The sequence below is a fragment of the Streptomyces sp. NPDC030991 genome, assembly GCF_055571235.1.
This window is the reverse complement of sequence record NZ_JBVIFR010000030.1, coordinates 33,897-52,084: the sequence shown is the minus strand read 5'-3', so window position 1 is coordinate 52,084 and position 18,188 is coordinate 33,897. Positions and strand designations below refer to the sequence as shown.

At 68.4% G+C, this 18,188-nt stretch carries 13 protein-coding genes and 1 pseudogene; 5 read left to right on the top strand and 9 right to left on the bottom strand.

What is annotated here, in order from left to right; all coding sequences use genetic code 11:
• Positions 1 to 20: 20 nt before the first annotated feature.
• The gene (locus tag ACZ45E_RS36065; protein ID WP_468229608.1) at positions 21 to 338 is read right to left on the bottom strand and encodes an immunity 53 family protein; all 318 of its coding nucleotides are present in this window, start codon (positions 336 to 338) and stop codon (positions 21 to 23) included.
• Between the two features lie 204 nt (positions 339 to 542).
• On the opposite strand from ACZ45E_RS36065, the gene ACZ45E_RS36060 reads away from it, so the two are divergent.
• Positions 543 to 980 (top strand): hypothetical protein, encoded by a 438-nt coding sequence (locus tag ACZ45E_RS36060; protein WP_468229606.1) that lies wholly within the window; start codon positions 543 to 545, stop codon positions 978 to 980.
• Positions 981 to 1,537: 557 nt separating this feature from the next.
• Here ACZ45E_RS36060 and ACZ45E_RS36055 read toward each other — a convergent pair.
• On the bottom strand, positions 1,538 to 1,930 hold the full coding sequence (locus ACZ45E_RS36055) for a hypothetical protein (RefSeq protein WP_468229603.1): 393 nt from the start codon (positions 1,928 to 1,930) through the stop codon (positions 1,538 to 1,540).
• A gap of 543 nt (positions 1,931 to 2,473) precedes the next feature.
• Between ACZ45E_RS36055 and ACZ45E_RS36050 the strand changes: the two are divergent.
• Together ACZ45E_RS36050 and ACZ45E_RS36045 are read left to right on the top strand one after the other, a co-directional pair.
• Positions 2,474 to 3,705: pseudogene (locus ACZ45E_RS36050) on the top strand (IS701 family transposase).
• 178 nt (positions 3,706 to 3,883) lie between these two features.
• Positions 3,884 to 4,171: a hypothetical protein gene (locus tag ACZ45E_RS36045; RefSeq protein ID WP_468229601.1), complete on the top strand. Its 288-nt coding sequence runs from the start codon at positions 3,884 to 3,886 to the stop codon at positions 4,169 to 4,171.
• Between the two features lie 293 nt (positions 4,172 to 4,464).
• Here ACZ45E_RS36045 and ACZ45E_RS36040 read toward each other — a convergent pair whose 3' ends face one another.
• From ACZ45E_RS36040 to ACZ45E_RS36030, 3 genes are all read right to left on the bottom strand, one after another.
• Positions 4,465 to 4,974, bottom strand: a complete 510-nt coding sequence (locus ACZ45E_RS36040; protein WP_468229598.1) for a hypothetical protein — start codon at positions 4,972 to 4,974, stop codon at positions 4,465 to 4,467.
• On the bottom strand, positions 4,961 to 9,403 hold the full coding sequence (locus ACZ45E_RS36035; protein WP_468229595.1) for an RHS repeat domain-containing protein: 4,443 nt from the start codon (positions 9,401 to 9,403) through the stop codon (positions 4,961 to 4,963). Before ACZ45E_RS36035 ends, ACZ45E_RS36040 begins: the two co-directional genes overlap by 14 nt.
• Positions 9,404 to 10,410: 1,007 nt before the next feature.
• Positions 10,411 to 10,935: an SMI1/KNR4 family protein gene (locus tag ACZ45E_RS36030; protein ID WP_468229594.1), complete on the bottom strand. Its 525-nt coding sequence runs from the start codon at positions 10,933 to 10,935 to the stop codon at positions 10,411 to 10,413.
• 279 nt (positions 10,936 to 11,214) lie between these two features.
• Here ACZ45E_RS36030 and ACZ45E_RS36025 point away from each other — a divergent pair, with 279 nt between their 5' ends.
• Positions 11,215 to 12,024, top strand: coding sequence for a hypothetical protein (locus ACZ45E_RS36025; protein WP_468229591.1), 810 nt, complete (start codon positions 11,215 to 11,217; stop codon positions 12,022 to 12,024).
• A gap of 976 nt (positions 12,025 to 13,000) precedes the next feature.
• Positions 13,001 to 14,029: a helix-turn-helix transcriptional regulator gene (locus ACZ45E_RS36020; RefSeq protein WP_468229589.1), complete on the top strand. Its 1,029-nt coding sequence runs from the start codon at positions 13,001 to 13,003 to the stop codon at positions 14,027 to 14,029.
• A gap of 28 nt (positions 14,030 to 14,057) precedes the next feature.
• Here ACZ45E_RS36020 and ACZ45E_RS36015 read toward each other — a convergent pair whose 3' ends face one another.
• From ACZ45E_RS36015 to ACZ45E_RS36000, 4 genes are all read right to left on the bottom strand, one after another.
• The gene (locus tag ACZ45E_RS36015) at positions 14,058 to 14,618 is read right to left on the bottom strand and encodes a hypothetical protein (RefSeq protein ID WP_468229586.1); all 561 of its coding nucleotides are present in this window, start codon (positions 14,616 to 14,618) and stop codon (positions 14,058 to 14,060) included.
• 346 nt (positions 14,619 to 14,964) lie between these two features.
• Positions 14,965 to 15,195, bottom strand: a complete 231-nt coding sequence (locus ACZ45E_RS36010) for a hypothetical protein (protein ID WP_468229583.1) — start codon at positions 15,193 to 15,195, stop codon at positions 14,965 to 14,967.
• Positions 15,196 to 15,446: 251 nt separating this feature from the next.
• Positions 15,447 to 16,874, bottom strand: a complete 1,428-nt coding sequence (locus tag ACZ45E_RS36005; protein WP_468229581.1) for a TfuA-like protein — start codon at positions 16,872 to 16,874, stop codon at positions 15,447 to 15,449.
• Between the two features lie 38 nt (positions 16,875 to 16,912).
• Positions 16,913 to 18,112 carry a YcaO-like family protein gene (locus tag ACZ45E_RS36000; protein ID WP_468229578.1) on the bottom strand — a complete coding sequence of 400 codons (1,200 nt, stop codon included), beginning with the start codon at positions 18,110 to 18,112 and terminating at the stop codon, positions 16,913 to 16,915.
• Positions 18,113 to 18,188: the final 76 nt, after the last annotated feature.

Sequence of the window (18,188 nt, the reverse complement as noted above, 5' to 3'; positions counted from 1 at the left end):
GGTATCGGGTTGGGGCCGTCTTATCGTTCGTTGGGGGTGCTCTCCATCGCCCACCTGCGGAAGAGGACGAGTACCTCGGTGAGGTTGCCTGGTCCGCATGCGGCGTCGAAGGTCATGTCGGAGGTCCGGGCCACGACCCAGTCATCTTTGCTGCGTTTGAGGTCCTGGCGGGGGAAGTCGTGTCCCTCCAGGTCGGTGCCCTCCAGGTCGATGCGGACGGACCAGCCGTGGTTGTCGAGCGTCTCGATCTTGACACCCCACTCGTGCTCCCAGTCCTCGTTGCACTGTGCGGAGTACCAAACCTGCAGCCACTCCAAGACGTTCTCGGCTCTGCTCATGGCACCAGTGGCCGAACACGGGCTCGCACCACCGCTCCTGCTGATGGGCACGGACGGAAATACGGACACCGGCCCCGGCTGGCAGAGCTGCCTGCCTCAGGTACGAAGGCCGTCTCTCCACCAGCCCGCACGACACCACGCCAGCAGCGGGCCGCGCGTGATGCTGCGACGCGCCCCGAAGAATCGTGGCCACCCTCCGTCGACGTGGCCCAGGACGTGGCGGTGTGGCCGGCGCGTCCCACGGCGGTTCTGTCTCGGTGCGAGGACAGCTGCACGAAGTGCACGCAGTGCAGGCCCTACTTCGAGTCTCTACGAGCGGAGTCCGTACGCCTGCGTCTGCGTTTCAACGAGCCGGAGCGGTATCCCTACGCGGCCGGTCAGCACACCCTGCACCGTACTGCCTGCAGGGAGATCGAGCAGACGGTCGGCTGCGTCGAGACCAGCGAAGACTCCCCGTGGCTGGAGCATGCGTCGTCCGACCTGGCGCACCGCAGCAGCAGTTCGGGAGGCTGGTACACGCACATGAGGCTCCTGACCAGCGAAGAGGCCTCGGTCTGGATCGCCGGGCGGGTGGGGCCGCGTGGCGGGTTGAAGTACCGCCTGTGCAAGATGTGCACCCCCACGCTTCCAGAACCCGCATAGCCGCCCGCCACCTCCCAGGGCAGCAGCCAGCGGCGGCAGGGGTGCTTACCAGCTGGGCGGTGCCGTGCGGGGCCGGTCGACGGTGCCGCGCGGACCCTCAGAGCCTGTCTTTGAACCCCCGTCTGCGCAGCGACGCCCGGCACGCACCCTCGCCGCACACCGATCGCACGCACCGACCGCCGCTGCGCCCGCGCTGCGCGCGGACGACGGGGGTTCAAAGACAGGCTCTCAGCGGCCGACGGACTACGGCTGTCCATGCCCGTCGACCGGACGGTGCGGGTGGCACCGCCCCTCGGGAGCGTCCGTCTGTCCCACTCGTCTCCCCGCACGGATGGAAGCCCTTGATCACCCGCGAGATTCGACGGCGCCCGCTCCTACCGTCCGCCCGGCCAGCCCCGGCCCGGGCTGCCGCGCTGCACGCGAGCAGTGGGGTCCCCGTCACACCTTCTATCCCTCGGGGTCACCCGCCCGGCCCCGCCTGCACCACCGAGTAGCTTCGGCCCCTTGGGCTGGAGGCTTGCACGTGAGGGGCGCGGTCATCCCAGAAGGCGGCGCGGTTAGCGCCGCCGGCCGCCGCCGATGCGGCGGTCGTCGGCCAGTGCGGTCAGCGGGCCGAACTCGCGGGCAAGCTGGTTCCACGTCAGAACCTCGCCACAGCGGGCCGGGAACTCCTTCGGGTTGAACTCGGGCATGGTCCAGGTGCCAGAGACCCGGTCCCGCAGCCACAGGTCACCGTCACCGTCGACCACACTCGGCGGTACCGGTACGGGCTCGGTCTGATCGGTGGGCTCCCAAGTGACCCGGCCCGGGTGAGAAGCGCGGCGCAGCTCGGTGGTGGCCAGCCGCGCGGCCGCGTCACGGGTGGACTCTTCGGCCGCCTCGACCGACGCGAGTCGGAAGGCGTCGTCAAGTACGGGCAGGGCTGGATTCTTGCTGCGCTTTGAACTCATACGCTGATTACCTCCGGTGGGGGGCGTCACATCCGTTATGGCACCCCGAGGAGGAATACGGTATCCGAAGCGGGAGCCGGGCCGGGCTACGACCACTGGCCAGGAGGGCGCTGGCGCACCAAGGGGTGGGGCCAGGTGGTGAGTTGGTCTTGGATGGGGCGCAACCTGTGGTGGTAGCGCTCAGATACGGCGGTCCGGGTCTGAGTAGGTGAGGCCGCCGGGGGCGAGCGGACGTCGGGCCGGGGCAGGTGCGGGCTCGGGCTCGCCGGGCGGCTGGCGGAAGTCGGCGCCCTGCTCGACCGGCCAACAACACGTCAGGCCCAGCCCCGGTGGACAGCCCGCCCCGCCCCGCCCCGCGCTCCGCGACGGGGCGCGGCGGACGACAGATCTCCGGCACATCTATCCCGGAACTCGCCCGCAGTTGATGCGCGGGCCCCAGAGGATCTTGACCACCAAGTGCCCCGTCATCGGTGCAGGGCAGCAGTGGTAGTAGGACTCCGTTAGGTCTTCCCGTTTGCGCTGATCAAGAGCATGTTGAGGAGCGTGGACGTACATGAAGTGGAGCGTATGCGGGTGGCGTTGTTCGTGGCGGATGTGTTGGGTCGGTGCCGCGCAAGGACCAGCGGGCCAAGAGCGACTGTTATCTGCGGGGCCTGATGATGGAGGGTCGCCGTAAGTCGGTCCAGGCCATGGCCTCGCGGCTGCCGGACGCCAATGAACAGAACCTGCAGCAGTTCGTGAACCAGTCCACCTGGGACCTGGTGTCGGTGCGCCGGCGGATCGCCGAGCGGCTGGTGCCGCGCATCGACCCGGACGCCTGGGCGATCGACGACGTGTCCTTCCCCAAGGACGGGAAGATGTCGGTAGGGGTCGCCCCGCAGTACTGCGGGGCGCTGGGCAAGCAGGCCAACTGCCAGGTCGCGGTGAGCGTGCACGCGGTCTCCGATCGCGCCTCGTGCCCGCTCACCTGGCGCCTCTTCCTACCGGCGGAGTGGGCGCTCGATGGCGACCGGCGGAGGCGGACCGGGGTGCCCGAGGAGGTCATGCACCGGCAGAAGTGGCGGCTGGCGCTGGACGCCCTGGATGAACTGGCCGCGTGGCAGCTGTCGCCGCCGCTGGTGGTGGCCGACGCCGGCTACGGTCAGAACGCCGACTTCCGCGCCGCCCTGACCGAGCGGGGGCACCATTTCGTGGTCGGTATCCGCGGTGACCTGATCGTGCAGCCGGATGCGGCGGTCCCTGTATTGCCGGCCTGGTCCGGCATCGGCCGCCGGCCGGTGTCCCGTTACCCGCAGCCACCGGTGTCGGTGGCGGAGTTGACCGCCGGCGCCGGTCGGGAAGCGTTTGGGGAAGTGACCTGGCGGGAGGGTGCACGCGGCCCGATGGCCTCCCGCTTCCTCGCGCTGTTGGTCCGGCCGGCCGGAGTGCGTCCGCGCCGGATGATCAAGGCGGCCGCGGTGGCCGCGCACGGCCGGTGGGACGGCGTCCTGCCCCAGATGCAACTGCTGGCCGAGTGGCCCGACGGTGAGGACACCCCGACCCGCTTCTGGCTGTCCGACCTGCCCGCCGACACTCCGATCGCCGCCCTGGTCCGCCTGGCGAAGATCCGCTGGCGCATCGAACATGACTACCGCGAACTCAAACACGGCCTGGGCCTGGACCACTTCGAAGGCCGCTCATGGACCGGCTGGCACCACCACGTCACCCTGGCGACCGCCGCCCACGCCTTCCTGACCGAACAGCGGCTCCCCCCAAAAGTGCCCGCACGGGCCTGACCCTCTACGAGGTCCTCGACATGCTCCAGGACACCTTGAGGTGCTGGACCGGTATCTGCACCACCTGCCAGCAGCCGCTGCCCAGAAACCGCAGATCAGCACCAACTTAACGGAGTCCTACTAGTACTACAGCCGGTTGCTCACGTGACGTGACGGCGGGTGCCTCGTTGCTCCATTCGTGGGACTGATGCTGACGCTGGGCGTGGTGCAGACTGGCGAGCTGAACGAGTTCGAGATCCGGTCGCTGGATGGCGAGTTGGAAGCGCTGTGCGCATCTGTGGACGATGTGTTCGCGCGTCCAGCCTCGCGGGAGAACCTGCGGGCGATGGTGCGCGGGCTGCTCAGCGAGGTGCCGCGCAAGAACCTGTGGCAGCTCGCCGAGTTCGCCGGGTACCCCAACCCCGACCGGCTGCAGGGCTTTCTCGCCAGTATGCCAGCCGACGTCGACCCTGCCGGAGGTTGGTAGGAGAAGCGTTGGGATACCCGTGGCACCGTTTTGTTCTGCACGTCGGCACCGTCCGGCACGTCACGCCATTCCCAGAACTGTGACGAACGGCAGCAGCCAGCCCGAATGAGTTGAGGGCTGCATTGGTTTTTGATGACGTCGCACGTTGAATGGGCCAGGCTCTGGACCCGGGCCCCCTCGTAGTGGCTGGACACTCGTGGCGGTATTCCTGCGGCGGGCCGTCGGCACGACTGCGGGGAGGCGAATGTTCTCGCCTCCCCGCGGACTGGGCCGAAGGCCCCCCGGATCACTCCCTACTCGGCCGCTTTCGAGTGAACGTAGATCTCACCGGCCTCCGGGTGCTCCACGGCCGGGGAAAGCCGCAATTCGCCGGTTTTCTCCACATGGTAGGAGTACAGGCCGAATTCTCCCGGCGTCGGCCCGCACTCTCCCGCCGCGAAGTTGACGGACACCCAGGTGTCCCCACCCGCGGGAACAGTGTCGATTCCCCAGGAGAATGTGCATTCCGGCTTCGTGTCGGCCTTCTCCATCAGTTCACTCAGCTGGAGCTGCGCCCCGTCCGAGATGGTTCCTCTGCCTCCCTTGCGGAAGGTGATCCAGTCACCGCCCTTGTTCTTCCACGAGCCGATGATCTGTCCTTCGCTCGGAACGGAGTCGGAAGCCGACTCCGAAGTGGAGACCGACGCGGAGATCGGAGCAGAGGCGAGGTCGGATTGCTTTGCGCAACCGATGGCTCCCGTGACGAGGAAGGCGGAAACGGTGACGGCGAGAAGCGCCCGCCGTCCGCTCCTAATTCGGTACATAGACTTCCTCGATCCAGTTGATCCGTACGGTGATGTCCTTCTGACCGTCGGGCCAGATGTGCTTAACGGCGTCGGAGCCCGCCTTCATGACTCCGTTGGACTTTCCGTTCTTGTACCCGTCGTCCGAAAGGCTGCGGGTGGCCGAGGCTACCGTCATCGTGTTGGAGATGGAGACGCGCACCTGTCCGACCAGCGCCCCGTGATCCCATTCCGAGTCCGTCCGGGCCGGCTCGCAGGAGACCCCGAGCAGTTCGTAGTCGAGGTTGTAGGACCCGAGGGCCATGCTCGCGGGGCTGCCGCCGTAGATCCCCTCGGTGAAGAAGCCGGTGAGGTCCGTGAGCCCCTCCCAGGCCTTCGCGACGTTGCTGCGTTCGGCGTGCGACTTGTCGAACGATCCCTTCGCGGTGTAGGTGCCGTCCTTGATCAGGCCCTGCATCTTGCGGATGAAGCCTCTAAAGTGGTCCTCCGTGCGTAGTTGCCGCACGAATTCACCGTCCGGAGGCAGCGTCACGTCGGACGGTCCGCCTTTCGCCCAGAGCATCACCAGCTCCTGAGCAGACAAATCCATCACCTTGCCCTTCTTGCCTTGCTTGCGCTCCGGTTCGGGGTTCGGCCCCTTCTTGAACTTGGGCTTGGGCTTGGTGTAAACAGCGACGTCGACGGAGGTCGTCCGGCCCGACGTGGTTCGTACCGTCGCGCTGATGTACGTGCTGCTCGTGCCCGGAACCTGGACCGTGTAGGTCTTCGTGGTGTGGTACACCCAACCGCCGTTGGGCCCCATGCCCATGTAATCCGTGTACGTGCCGCCCTTGCCGTCGCTGCAGCCCCGTTCGCAGTCCGTGATCGGGCGCAGACCGGTGGGGTCCGTCTTGGTGACGGGGGTGTTGTCGGCGTAGGCGTAGCCGTTCAGCGACTCGTGGTCCTCGGTGACGAGAATCGGGTCGACGGAGAGGAATCGGCCCGTTGCCGGGTCGTACTCGCGGGCTCCGACGTGGACGAGGCCGGTGTCGGAGTCGACGGGTTTGCCGAGGAACCCCTTGTCGTCGGGCCAGAGCGAGGGCACCGCGCCACGGCTCTCGCCGAAGGGCTTCGAGTAGCGGCGGGTGACGGCCTGGGTCGTCGCGTCCACCGCCATGGAGGCGGTGCCGTGGTGGTCGTCGACCATCCAGGTGAGGCCGGTCTCCCTGCGCACGGCGGTGATGTCACCCGCTGGGTAGTAGCGTTCGGCGGTGAACTTCTTGGCCCCTGTGTCGTAGTGGAGTTCCTGACCGGACAGGTAGAGCACGCTCGTGCCGGCCCCGCGGCGGATCAGGAGGTCGCCGTTGGCGTCGTAGAGGTAGTCCGTGGTCTTCGTTCCCTCGGTGAGCCGGACGAGCTCACCCTCGATGTCCCAGGTCAGGCTCTGCGCCGTGCCCGTCGCGCCGTAGCGCTTGGTGGTGTTGCCCTGCTCGTCGTACTCGAAGGTCTTCGCCGGGCCGCCGTCGACCGCATCCGACGTGAGCGAGTGGGGCTGGCCGCCGCCGTTCGCGTCGAGGTTCGGATAACCGTACGCGGTGGTGGTGTCGCCGGCCGTCTTGTGCTCGACCTGAGTGTCCCGCAGACCGCCTGGCTTGTAGGTCCAGCTCGTCCAGTACGGCGCGGGACCGCCCAGCGCGTTCGCCGCGCGTGCGGTGGCGCAGTCGCTGGACGACGGGGTCCATGCCTCGGTGAGGCGACGGTGCCCGTCGTAGGCGAAGCACTGGGTGTCCTTGCCGTTCGCCTTGTCCGTGATGGCCTTGACGTTTCCGGTGGCGTCGTAGGTGTAGTCGACGTCGCTGGTGTACCCGGAGTTGGTCTGGTCGACGGTGTGCATGTTGGACAGCCGGCGTGTGCCGTCCTCGTAGCGGTTGAGGACCTGCAGTTGCTTGGCCCCTGTCGAGGTTCCCAGACGGGTCTCCTCGATCTCGCCGTACGGCGAGTAGCCGATGTTCTGCACGTAGTCGGTCATGCCGTCGGTGCCGGTGAGCAGGCCGAGCTCGTTGTAGCTGTTGGTGACCGTCTCCGCGGGCAGTCCGGCCACGGCTGGCATCGAGGTGGACTGCACCGTGCCGTCGATGTTGTACGTCGTCGAGGTGGTGAAGGTGTTCGGCGCGCCCGCGACCACCAGGGGGTCACTGGCCGCGATGACGGACTTGGTGCCCTTCGGACGGCCGAGCGCGTCGTAGCCGGTGACGGCCTGCGAGTAGATCTTGCCGGTGGTGCCGCCCACGTAGCGGATCGAGGCGGTCGGCTGTCCCTTCGCCAGGGTGTCGTAGGTGAACTTCGTCAGCTGGTGCGCGCCGTCCTTGACCCCGTCCCACGTACCGATCTTGCGGCCCAGGTCGTCGTAGTCGGTGATCAGGGTGCGCGAGGTCCGGTTCAGCGTCGTGGTGGTGGTCACCGGCTGGTCGGCGTCGTTGTAGGTGGTGGTGACCTTCCCCTTGTCCGGGTCCGTGGAGGTGGTCTTGCGCCCGCGCAGGTCGTAGTCGTACGACCAGACGGCGTTGTCCGGACCCGTCATCTTGGTGAGCCTGCCCGACGGGTCGTGCTCGAAGAGGGTGCGGGTGTAGTCGCTGCCGGACGGGGCCGGGCCGCCGTACTCACGGCGTTCGATCAGCCGCCCGCGGGCGTCGACGATGCTCAGCGTGCCGGTGCCCCCGGCCGCGGCGGTCACGGCGGTGCGGTCGCCCTGGTACTCCGTCTTGGTGCGCCACTTCTCCTGGTCGTAGACGCGGAAGATCGATGCGGTAGCGCGGCCGGCGGCGTCGAAGACCGTCTCGGTGGAGGCGGGTACGGAGCCGGGGTAGGTGTTGGCCAGCGCACCCGTGGGCGCCTTACTGTCGTGGACCTGGTCATTGGCCATCGCGGTCAGGCCGCGGTCGTCGTAGAGCGTCTCGGAGATCACCCGGCCGCCGTTCGGCGCGGGTACCTGTGTCTGGCGGGACCGCAGCAGGGAGTCGAAGATCTCGTAGGAGCTGTTGTAGGTCTTGCCGTCCGCCTTGAGGGCGTCGGTGCGGATCCAGGTCTCCTTGTCGTTGTTAATGCTGTAGTCGTAGACGAGGGTCGCCGCGTCACCCAGTGCGCGGGAGCGGTCCGGCTTCCACACCGACCCCAGTCTGCCGAGGGCGTCGAGGGACCACTCGGTGACGTTGTTGTTGGCGTCGGTGGTCTTCGTAGCGGTGCCCCACGCCGGATCGACGACGGTGGTCGCCGTGTAGTTCATCGGGTCGGTGGTGGTCTTGGCGGTCAGCGGGCCGTAACCGGTGTCGTCGGGGACGTAGGCGGTGCCGACCGTGGCGCCCCGGGCGTTGGTCTCCGTCAGCGGGCGTCCCAGCTCGTCGAACGTCGCCCCGGACACCTTCTGGTAGACCGGCGCCTTGTTCGCGTCGTAGCTCGCGACGCGGTACGTCGACGTCACGGCGCCCTTCGTGGGGGCAACGCCGACGGCCTGGTTGTCGTAGGCGGTCGTGGCGTCGGAGACGACGTCCTTGGGAAGGGATGGCGTGGCCGAGCAGCCGACGGAGTAGACCTCGACCCGGCTGGGCGTGTTGACCAGCCAGTCCGTGGTGTTGCGCGCGTACGTGGTCCGCGTGCAGGTCTCGTCACCGCTCTTGGCGGTGTCGCCGAAGTCCTCCACGGTCGTCGGCATGCCGTACGTGGTGTCGTAGGTCGTCTTCTGCCCGACCGTGCGGGTGCCGGTCGAGGTCTTTGTGCGGGTGGAGATCTCGCTGGGCTGGACGATCCAGGAGTCGGTGGTGCCCCAGCTATAGGTGTGGCTGCCGGTCTTGTACGACCAGGGGGTGTTGACGGTGCCGCTGACCTCGTCCGAACCGTTGAGGACAATCGTCTCGCGGACAAACCCCGCGTACGGGCGGGAGTCGTCGATGGCGGTGCCCGTGGAGTTGGTGACCTTCTCCACGCGCGCGGTGCCGTCGAGCTCCTTCTCCCCGTTCAGGCCGCGCATGTACAGGGTGGACTTCTTCGAGCGCGGGCCCTCGGAGTCACCGGCCGTCTCGACGACCTTGCCGTAGCCGCGCCAGGCGGACCAGGTGCGGTTGGACGGCTTGGTCAGACCTTCGTCGTCGGCGTACCCCCAGCCGGCGCCGCCCTGGTAGTCGTAGGACGTCTCACCGGTGTCACCGTGGCCGTACGGGTCGTCCTGGAGAACGGAGGTGACCACGTACTTGTGGAACCAGTCGGTGGTGGGAGTCGCCCCTGACTGCGACCACTTGACGGGGAAGCAGCGACGGGAGTTCTTGTCGACGGCCGAGGGCATGTCCGAGCCCCAGACGCAGTCCGGGTCGGAATAGTTGGCGGTGAGGGTCGAACCGCTCTCCGACTTGATGGTGCGGACCCGCCACTTGAGGTAGCGAAGAGTGTCCTGGCCGCTGCCCTCGACGTGGTTCGGCATCTGGATGCCTCCGAATACGACCGGGGGGAGCTGCGCCGCGGTGCTGTTGGCCTTGCCGGTGTTCTGGATGGACTTCAGCCACAGGCTCGCGGAGGAGGCGTCGCCCGTGTCGGGGAAGCTCTGCTCCAGGTGCCAGGTGCCAGGTGTCCACGTTGCGGCGGGTGGTACCGGTACCCGTCCAGACCGAGGTGGTGATGTCGGTGAGGCGCTTACGGGTGAAGAAGGCCGGGCCGATCTGGGTGGTGCACTTGGTCTTGGCAGCACAGATCATGTCGAAGGGCACGTCCGGCCAGTTGGCCTTGGTGTCCTTGTTCAGGCTGTCGCAGCCGCCGGACGTGACGCAGCGTTCCGCATAGCTGAAGAGAACCTGCTGGGCGGCGGGCTTGGCGTAGATCAGGTCGCTGCGCAGGCCGTAGTCGATGCGGTCGAGGTGGCCGCCCCGGGTGTAGCCGGTGCCGTCGACGGTGGTGTCGGCGTTCTTGGAGTAGTAGTTCGTCTCCTTGGTGTACCAGTACGTGGAGGCGTTGCCGTGCGGGTCGACGTTACCCCGACATCCTCGGCCTGGCCCCCACCGGTAGCGGAAACGACCACGCCCGCCAGGCCGTCGCCGCCCACCTGGCGAACCTGCCCCACCGCAGCCTGCAGCTCGGCCACGACGCGGCCGCCAACGCCGACTTCCTCGCCCAGCACCTGAGCCGCTGACCCCGCCCCCGTCTCTCACGGGCCGCTCGGCGCCACCAGAACAGAACTCGCATATGACCATCACGGGTGACTTCGGCAAGCTGCCCCCGCCGCGCGACCCGACCCGATCCGCAGGACCGCAGCTACGACGGCTGGCTTCGCAGGTGTTCGTTGACTCCGTTTGTAGATGGACTCTGACTCCACCCGACGGCTCCCGGGTCTACTCTGGTAGGTGAGAACTGGGTTCTGGCACAGATCTATCTGTGCCAGAACCCCAAACTCACCTACACAGCCATCCGAGCGGGACAAGCTGTCGGCCGGCAACTTCAGATCGGCTGAACGCTTGCGTCGAGCCCGTCGGTTGACGTGAGCCCTTCGACGAACGACTCGAAGTCCGGAGCAAGGACGAGGTCGCTCTCCGCGTCGGCGTCCAACCACGTGACCGACGGCTCGCCTTGCCCGCCGCAGTTCCGGTAATCGAGCGCCACCCAGTAGTGGCCGTCGCCGGACAGAAGGACAATCGGCGCCGGGAGGTCCCATTCCTCAACTAGATATGGCGTGTCCAGAAGCGATGTGATCCGCTCACGTCGGCCGATCCCCATCAAGTCACTGAACGGCACGTGGTTCTCGCTCCACGAGGTCGGCATCCGGGTGGGAAACACGTTCCAGCGCCCCGCCACCCCACCGCCGTTCCGCACCCGCAAAAGCGTCAGCAGCGAAGCAGGAAGCGAAACGCCGAGCAGGCGTTCGGCGTCTTGAACCATCTCTTCCGTCAGCGAGGGCTGGACTCCGTAGTCGTCGTCGTTCCAGAACGATGCCCTGACCTCATTGAAGCGCGTCACGATCAGCATCGTATGGCTCGGTACCTGACGCGCGGAGAAGGCCACCGAACGTCCGAGCGCATGGAAACTCGGCGACATCGATCAAGCCGCAGGGCTCCGACGGACATCGAGGCTCGGCGACAAGCGACATCCCCGACAACCCTCACCGCCAGCTGACCACCGGTTGACCGGACGCATGTGGTCTACAGCACATTTTCCCGCGCGAGTGCTGAAAGGGGCTTCTGCCGGGCCTTGTAGTAGGGCTTCACCGCCCGACCAGACCAGTACCTAGCAGGAGGAGTACAGACCGTGGGCGCATTACCTCCCGTGCCGCCACCCGTGGGAGTCGAGGGTCTCGACTACGTCGACCTGCAATATCCCGTCGCCAACATCACCCAGCGGCTCTCGATGATGGCGGGCATCTATCCGCCCCGCAATTCCCTCTCGGTGTCCGAGCAAGCGATGCTGGGGGCCGTGGCGGCGGACATGGCTCGGCGGCAGGCCCTGTTCTACGGGCCGGTGACCAGTCTGCTGGAGGGCCAACACGCGGCAGTCCACGGGCATCACGAGGTGGTCGAGCACGTCGCGCGCCACACTCTGGGCATCCGCGGCGTGCGAGGGTCCCGGTGGAGGGAAGCCGTCTCCACAGCACTTCTAGGCGACTGGGTCCCGATGCTGCACGGGAGTGACGCGGCGCTCCTGATTCCCCGGCACGTTAAGCGAGAGGCCGAACGTACCCACACTCAGCTCCAGCCCCTGTGGGAACACAAGATCAACGGCCGTCAGGTGTCCCTGCTCGACACACCGACCACGGATGGACTCGCCCTCAGCGACCTCGCGGCCGACACTGTACGGCCGGACGGATCCTGCACCGAGCAGACGATCGATGACCCGCGCGCACGGGAGGTCCTGGCCGCGCTCGACCCGGACGAGCGCGACGTCGCCCTTCTCTATGTCCGTGACCCTTCCGTCCGTAGCTGGACCGAGGCCGCGCGACGGAGCGGAGCCACAGATCCACAGCAATTCGGCGAGCGGGTGCGCCGCAGGCTGCACCGGCTGGGTGACTGGCAGCGCAAGCAAGGGGCCGCTGCAGAGCCGCGACCGGGTGAGGGGACATGAACGGCGAACCCGGCGTGAGCCGACACGACAGCGTGCCGGCGCCGAATCACCGGTGGCTCAGCCTGATCGGCGTCCTCACCGCGTTGACGTCAGTGGTTGCTGTCGTAGTTCTCGCGCTTGTCCACTGCACGGAAGCGATCCCACCCGTTGCAGCGGTCGGCGCGGCCGCACTCGCCACCGTCAGCGGATCCGGCCGAACTGGCGGGCACTCGCAGAGGTGAGATCCCCACACACCGCAGGGACGGCGTGCGCCGGCCAGCCCACACGCAGGCCGTGCCTCGTCCCACCCGAACGCGGCCAGCGTTGAGCTGACCGGCTCGGACGACGAAGAAGAGGAGAAGGAAGAGCTGGAGAATGAGGATGACAACTTGAGAGACCTTCGGATGAGGGCCCCATCAGGACGTCACACGACCACCGTGCGAGCGGACACGCTCATAGCAAGGTGGAGGGAAACCGCCGCTACGGGCGGGCTCCGCGGCGGGAACGGGCCCCCGGCTCCGACTCCACGACTGGTCACCGCCGCCCAACCAACCGCCCCGCGCCCGTAGTCCGCCCGCGAGCGCCCGTTTGCCGGTGCCCCGCATGTCCTCCGTGCCTCCGTTTCGATGCGGGCGCTATGGTATGTCCCGCCCAGCTACGCACCGGTCACGTTTGGGGGGCATCATCAGCATGAATCGGTGGCGCGTGAACGTCGGCCGGGCGGGTTCGGGGAAGCGTCCGTCGCAGCGTCGCAGCGTCGCAGCGTCGCGACGGTTGGCCGATGGGGAGACGCGAGAGATCCTCGCGGTCCCGGCGCGGTGGGCGCCCTCGTCGTGCCCACGCCCCAACTCGGGTGCGTATCCACAGAAGAGAGGACCCTCAGGTCTGTGAAGAGTCGACCGCCCGCATCGCATGGGGCCAAGCGAGTTTCCTGTGTTCCCACGTCGCTCGGCATAGACAGGGGATGACTGTGCGGCAGCGGGCTGAAGATCCCACAGTGGGTGTCGACCACAAGCTCGGAGCCGAGGAGGAGGCCGTCTACCGGCAGATCGCCCTCCACCGGCAGTTCGACCCGGCGCGGATGGCAGCGGAACTGGCGCTGAGCGAGGCGCAGGTGACCGACGCCGTCGACTCTCTCCTCCAACTGGGCCTGCTCCAGCGGGACACGGTGGGCCACGGCGTGCTCAGAGCCGTCGATCCGCACCTGGCGGCCGCGGTGGCGTCGGCGCCCGTGGAGCGGGCCATCCGCGAGCAGGAGATATCCCTACGGGCCCTGCGCGACCAGTTCGTGCAGCTCTCCGCACACTACGAGGAAGGGTTGCGCGGCACCCCCGCCACCCTGGAGACCATCCCTGCTCTGAGCGAGGTACGGGCCGCCCTGGACCGGGCCGCCGAGATGTGCCGCGAGGAGATGATCACCGTCCAGCCCGGCGGCACACGCGCCCCCGAGGTGCTCAAAGACGCGCTGGCCAGAGACAGCGAGGTGCTCGCGCGCGGCGTACGGATCCGCACCCTGTACCACCACACCGCGCGCTTCAACAGCCCGAGCCAGGCCTACGTGGCGCTGGCCAGCGCCCTCGGTGCCGAGTACCGGACCGCTCACCAACTCTGCGGCCGGATGATCGTCTTCGACCGCACCCTGGCGTTCCTGCCCGACCACCGGGGAACGTGGGGGGCCGTCGCCATCCGTGAACCGTCGGTCGTGCACTTCCTGTGCGAACTCTTCGAGCAGGCGTGGACGGAGGCGCAGCCCTTCTCCGACGCGGCCGCCGACGGACTGGAGGCCGTGGCCAAGGACCTGGACCGCACCATCCTGCGGCTGCTGGCCACCGGACGGAAGGACGAGACGATCGCCCGCCGCCTCGGCATGTCGCTGCGGACAACCCGCAAGCACATCGCGGACATCATGCAGACGCTCGGCGCTGAGAGCCGCTTCCAGGCCGGATTCGCCGTCGCCACACGGGGGTTGCTCAGCGACGACGACCCGGCGTCCGAGGGTGAGGAACTCCAGAACTCCGACTCGTGAACCGACGCCACGTCAAGAACCCGGGCTCTCACTCGGGTTCGTTCAGGACGAGCTCCATCAGGACCGTCGGGGTGTGCACATCGAGGAGGTCATAGGCGTGGCCGCGGGGCACGAAGAGTGTCCCGCCCGCACGTAGGCGCAGGTCCACCGCATCCTTCGGAGATTCTCCCGCGGCATCGGCATCGCGCGTGACCCGGCACCGGCACGCGCCGTCGAGCACCGTCACCATGTACTCGGCCGCGCACGACGCCTGCCGGGCGCCGACCGCCCCGCAGGAAAGGAACCGGTAGGACGGGCAGACCAGCAGGCCCAGCTGCTCGCCGAGCGCGGCTGCCAGCAGCTCGGCCTCCGGGCCGACGGCCCCGGGTTGTCGCGGCGGCCCGGCCGCGGGGGATACCCGCGGTCCGGGTGCGCGGGACTCGTCACCGGGCGGGCGGCCGGAGCGCGCGAGACGTTGCAGTGCGGGCAAAGTGCGGAGATTCTCGGGCCAGAACAGCGCTGGGCCCTTGTCCCCGTTCGTCGCGACGCACAGCGCGATCTCCCGCACGAACGCATCGAGCGGCTTGTCCAGCCGTTGGGGCTGCGGCACAACTCTCCGATCTCGCCTCGGCCCGTCCCAGGCCGGAAAACCGCGGGCTCCGTCGAGTCGGTGCCGCTTCCGTCGCTGCACAGAATTACCACCGGTCCCGGCACCCGACGGCGGTGTGAACGGCATTGTGACGTTCGCGCGTCCGTCCGCGTAGTCACGAGTTTCCGCGACACCGCGCGGATGTGCTCCCCAACAGCCCGACCGCCCGGCAGGCTGAGGGACGGCCTGCCGGGCGTGGTCCTCCCCGACCGGAATCGGGGTCATCCGGGGGCGACGGGCGAGCGCTCGCGGTCGCGCAACGGGGCCGGAGCGGAGGGAGCCAGCGGCCCGCGGTGGCGGTGCGCGCTCAGCTGGACGCCTTCGGGGGTTCGACGCTGCCCCAGCCGCTGTCGGCCGGCGCGACGGCCGTACGCAGTTCGCCCGAGGCCACGGGGGGCTCGACACTGCCCCAGCCGCTGTCGGAGGTGTTCGCCGCGACGGCGGCGGAGTGCAGGGCCGTGCCCTCCGCGACGGAAACGGCACCAAGGGCGAGCAGTGCGGCGGTGATCACTGCGGTGACGGGGCGTCTGGCGTTCACTGGGACTCCTGTCGTGAAGTGGTGCGGAATCGCGGCGGTCGGGCTCTCGGTCCGCAACCCCCGCTGACTCAAGGTTCTCCGGTACGGGCCCCGCTCGCCATGGGATCAGGGGCTCACCAACCTGCTCGGCAGCAAGACGAACGGTCCGCAAAAGGTGCGAAGATTGAACAAAACGGTGCTCCTCGGCCGGACTTCTGCCGACGCAGCCGCCGGGTGTCCGGCGTCCCACGGTGCCGAGGGGGCGGACGGATTCAGCGGCTCGGCCACTCGGCCTCCCAGACAGCGGTCGAGATGTGGCGCTTGATGTCGTCCTCGTCACTCTCCCGCGCCTCGCAGGTCAACTCGGGGGCGGCGGACGGTGTCGTCGAGTCGCCGTGCACGTAGTGGAACTCGTCCCTGACGGCCTTCAGGAACTCGTAGCCGTCCAGGAAGTCGAGACTGATGGCGTACCGGTGGATGTCACCGGGGAACGGCGTGCCGATCGAGGCGAAGTACCAGCGCAGGACTTCCTTGTCCGCCACGTGGCCGGGGCCGGACGGGTCCGCGAGTCCGTGCGCCGCGATGAAGTGCTTCTTCGCGCGGGCGCGGCGCACGACGCGCGCATGGTCGGCGTCCGAGCGCAGCGCCCGGAGCAACGGCAGGTTCAGGGCGCCGCCGTAGGGGCGGTGGCTGCGGGCGAGGACCTCGTCCTCGACGAGGGAGGTGAAGGCCTCCTGCGTGTACTCGCGTTCGGCCAGCCAGCTCCGCCACCGGGCATCCGCTGTCAGGTGGTGGGTCGTGCGGAATCGGGCCAGCGCGGTCGATGTCCTGGTCCGCGCGTCGCAGGGCGGTGTGCCCAGGCGGGATACGACGGCGCCGAGCGCGTCGCGGCGCAGGCGGAGATAGCGGGCGGGGCGCAGCCTGACCTCGTTGAGGATCGCGTTGATCCGCAGGAAGTCGCCGTCCCCGTCGTGGACCAGACCGTTGCTGTGCGACCGCTCGACGAACGCGTTCCGCTGGAGGGGGAAGCCCGCCTCGGATCTGGGGAGCGTGCCGTGCTCGCCCCGCATGACGGCGAGCATGGCGAGGGCGTCGCACTTCTTCTGGTCGACCGAGTGCTCCGCGACGAATGCCGAGAGCGCGTCGATCTCGTGCTCCGGCAGCCCGGCGGCGCGGCCTTCCGCGAGGGTCAGGCGCAGGTTGCGCTGCGGGTAGTACGTCGCCTTGGCGAGGTCCAGGAGGCGCTGCTCGGTGGCGTCGCCGATGACGTCCCGGGCGCGCGCCTCGCGGAGCGTGGCCCGTATGTTCACCATCGCGTCGGAGAGTTGTACGTGGTCGTCGTCCCGGCCGGCGTGCGCGACGGTGACCTCGTCGTCGTCCTCGAGGGCACCGCCCAGGTACTGCTCGAAGACCCTGCCGATGCCGCGCATGCCGAACGGGGCGAGTTCGACGGCGCGCAGCGCTCCCATGCTGGCGCTTCCGTAGACGGGGATGCCGGCGTGCAGCGCCTCCAGGATCTCCTTGTGCCAGACCGCGGGCACATCGTGGAACCTCCCGTCGATGATGCCGATCGCCGTCGGGCCGTCCTGCACCAGCGCGTTGATATGGCCCTGCTCGACCGGCGGCAGGTACACCACGTCCCAGTCCCGCGGGCGGTCCTCCTCGGCCAGGGTCGGACCCACGAAGACGAACGCTGTCATTGTCTGGCTCCTTGGTCGGTCACCGTGCTTTGCGCCGCTCACTCCATGGGGGCCAGCAGGCCCGGGACGAGCACCTTCATCACCGGGATTCCGATGTGCGTCTTGGTCAGGTCGACCACGACGATCTGCGACTGCCCCCTCTCGTGCAGCGCGTCCACGATCGTGAGCACGTCCTGCTCGAACGTGTCGTGCCGGTGGCTCGGCGTCTCGTGGAAGGCGCGCGTGCCGCCGCTCCCGCACATCTCCTTCCACTTGGCCGTGAGCCGCAGCCTGTCGCGCTGCGAGTCGTACACGTTGCGGGGCAGATCGTCGCGGGCGCCGGAGATGAAGGTGAGCCGGGTCTGGGCGGCCTCCGTGAGGGCACGCAGAAGGGCGATCTCGCGGCGCAGATGCGTTCCCCAGCCGGTGTTGATCGGCAGCGGACTGTGCGAGGTCCCCGGGTCCTCACCGATGCCGCACTCGAACGTGGGGATGCCCAGGTCGGGTGTCAGGTCCCGGACCGCGACCCGAAGGCCCGCGGACAGGAAGACGTCGAGGACCTGTCGGCAGGCGGGATCGTCCACCGTGGCGAGGTCGACCGTGTTCCGCGGGGCGGCGGGCCGCACGGAGTCCCTGATGAACGTGTCGCGCTCGACCAGTTCGCACAGGGCGTGGGCCAGGGCTTCCATGGGGTGGTTGCCGGAGGCCAGCCCGTTGGAGTTCCCCCACGGCGGTACGGTGGCATGTCCGAGCAGGTCGAAGCCGTCACAGCGGAAGTCCATGGTGACGAGGGCGTGGGGGACCCAGACGGCGCCGCCGCCGGTCAGGTCGCGTCCCTCCACCCACAGCCGCCTGCGGTCCCGGACGTCCTCGCTCTGGAAGAGTTCGTGCCGCTCCAGGTCCAGCACCTGCCCGAGCCGCGCCATCTCCCGAGGCGTGCCCAGACGCAGGGGCAGGGTCATGTTCTCCGCGTGCCACCGCTCCAGGCTCTCCATCACACAGGACGCCCGCGCCGCGTCGAGGGTGAGGCCCTTGCCCTGGTGGACGGCGAGGGAACGCGAGTTGGGGCGGACCGACAGCACAACGGGTATACCGAGCACGTCCAGACCCGTCACGTTGGCGACCCGGGTCAGACCGATCTCGGCGAAATGGGGGCGGACCCTCTCGAAGGTATCCCGCGGCGGTACCAGACGGTCCGTCCCGTGCCGGTGCCCCTTCGCCGTGGCCGCTGACTTGATGGTGTCCAGCGAAAGTTCCATCACGCTGATTCCTTCGTCAAGGGTGGGTTCCGGCGGTACGGGCGATGTCTGCGGGACGCATTTTTCCGGAGTCCGG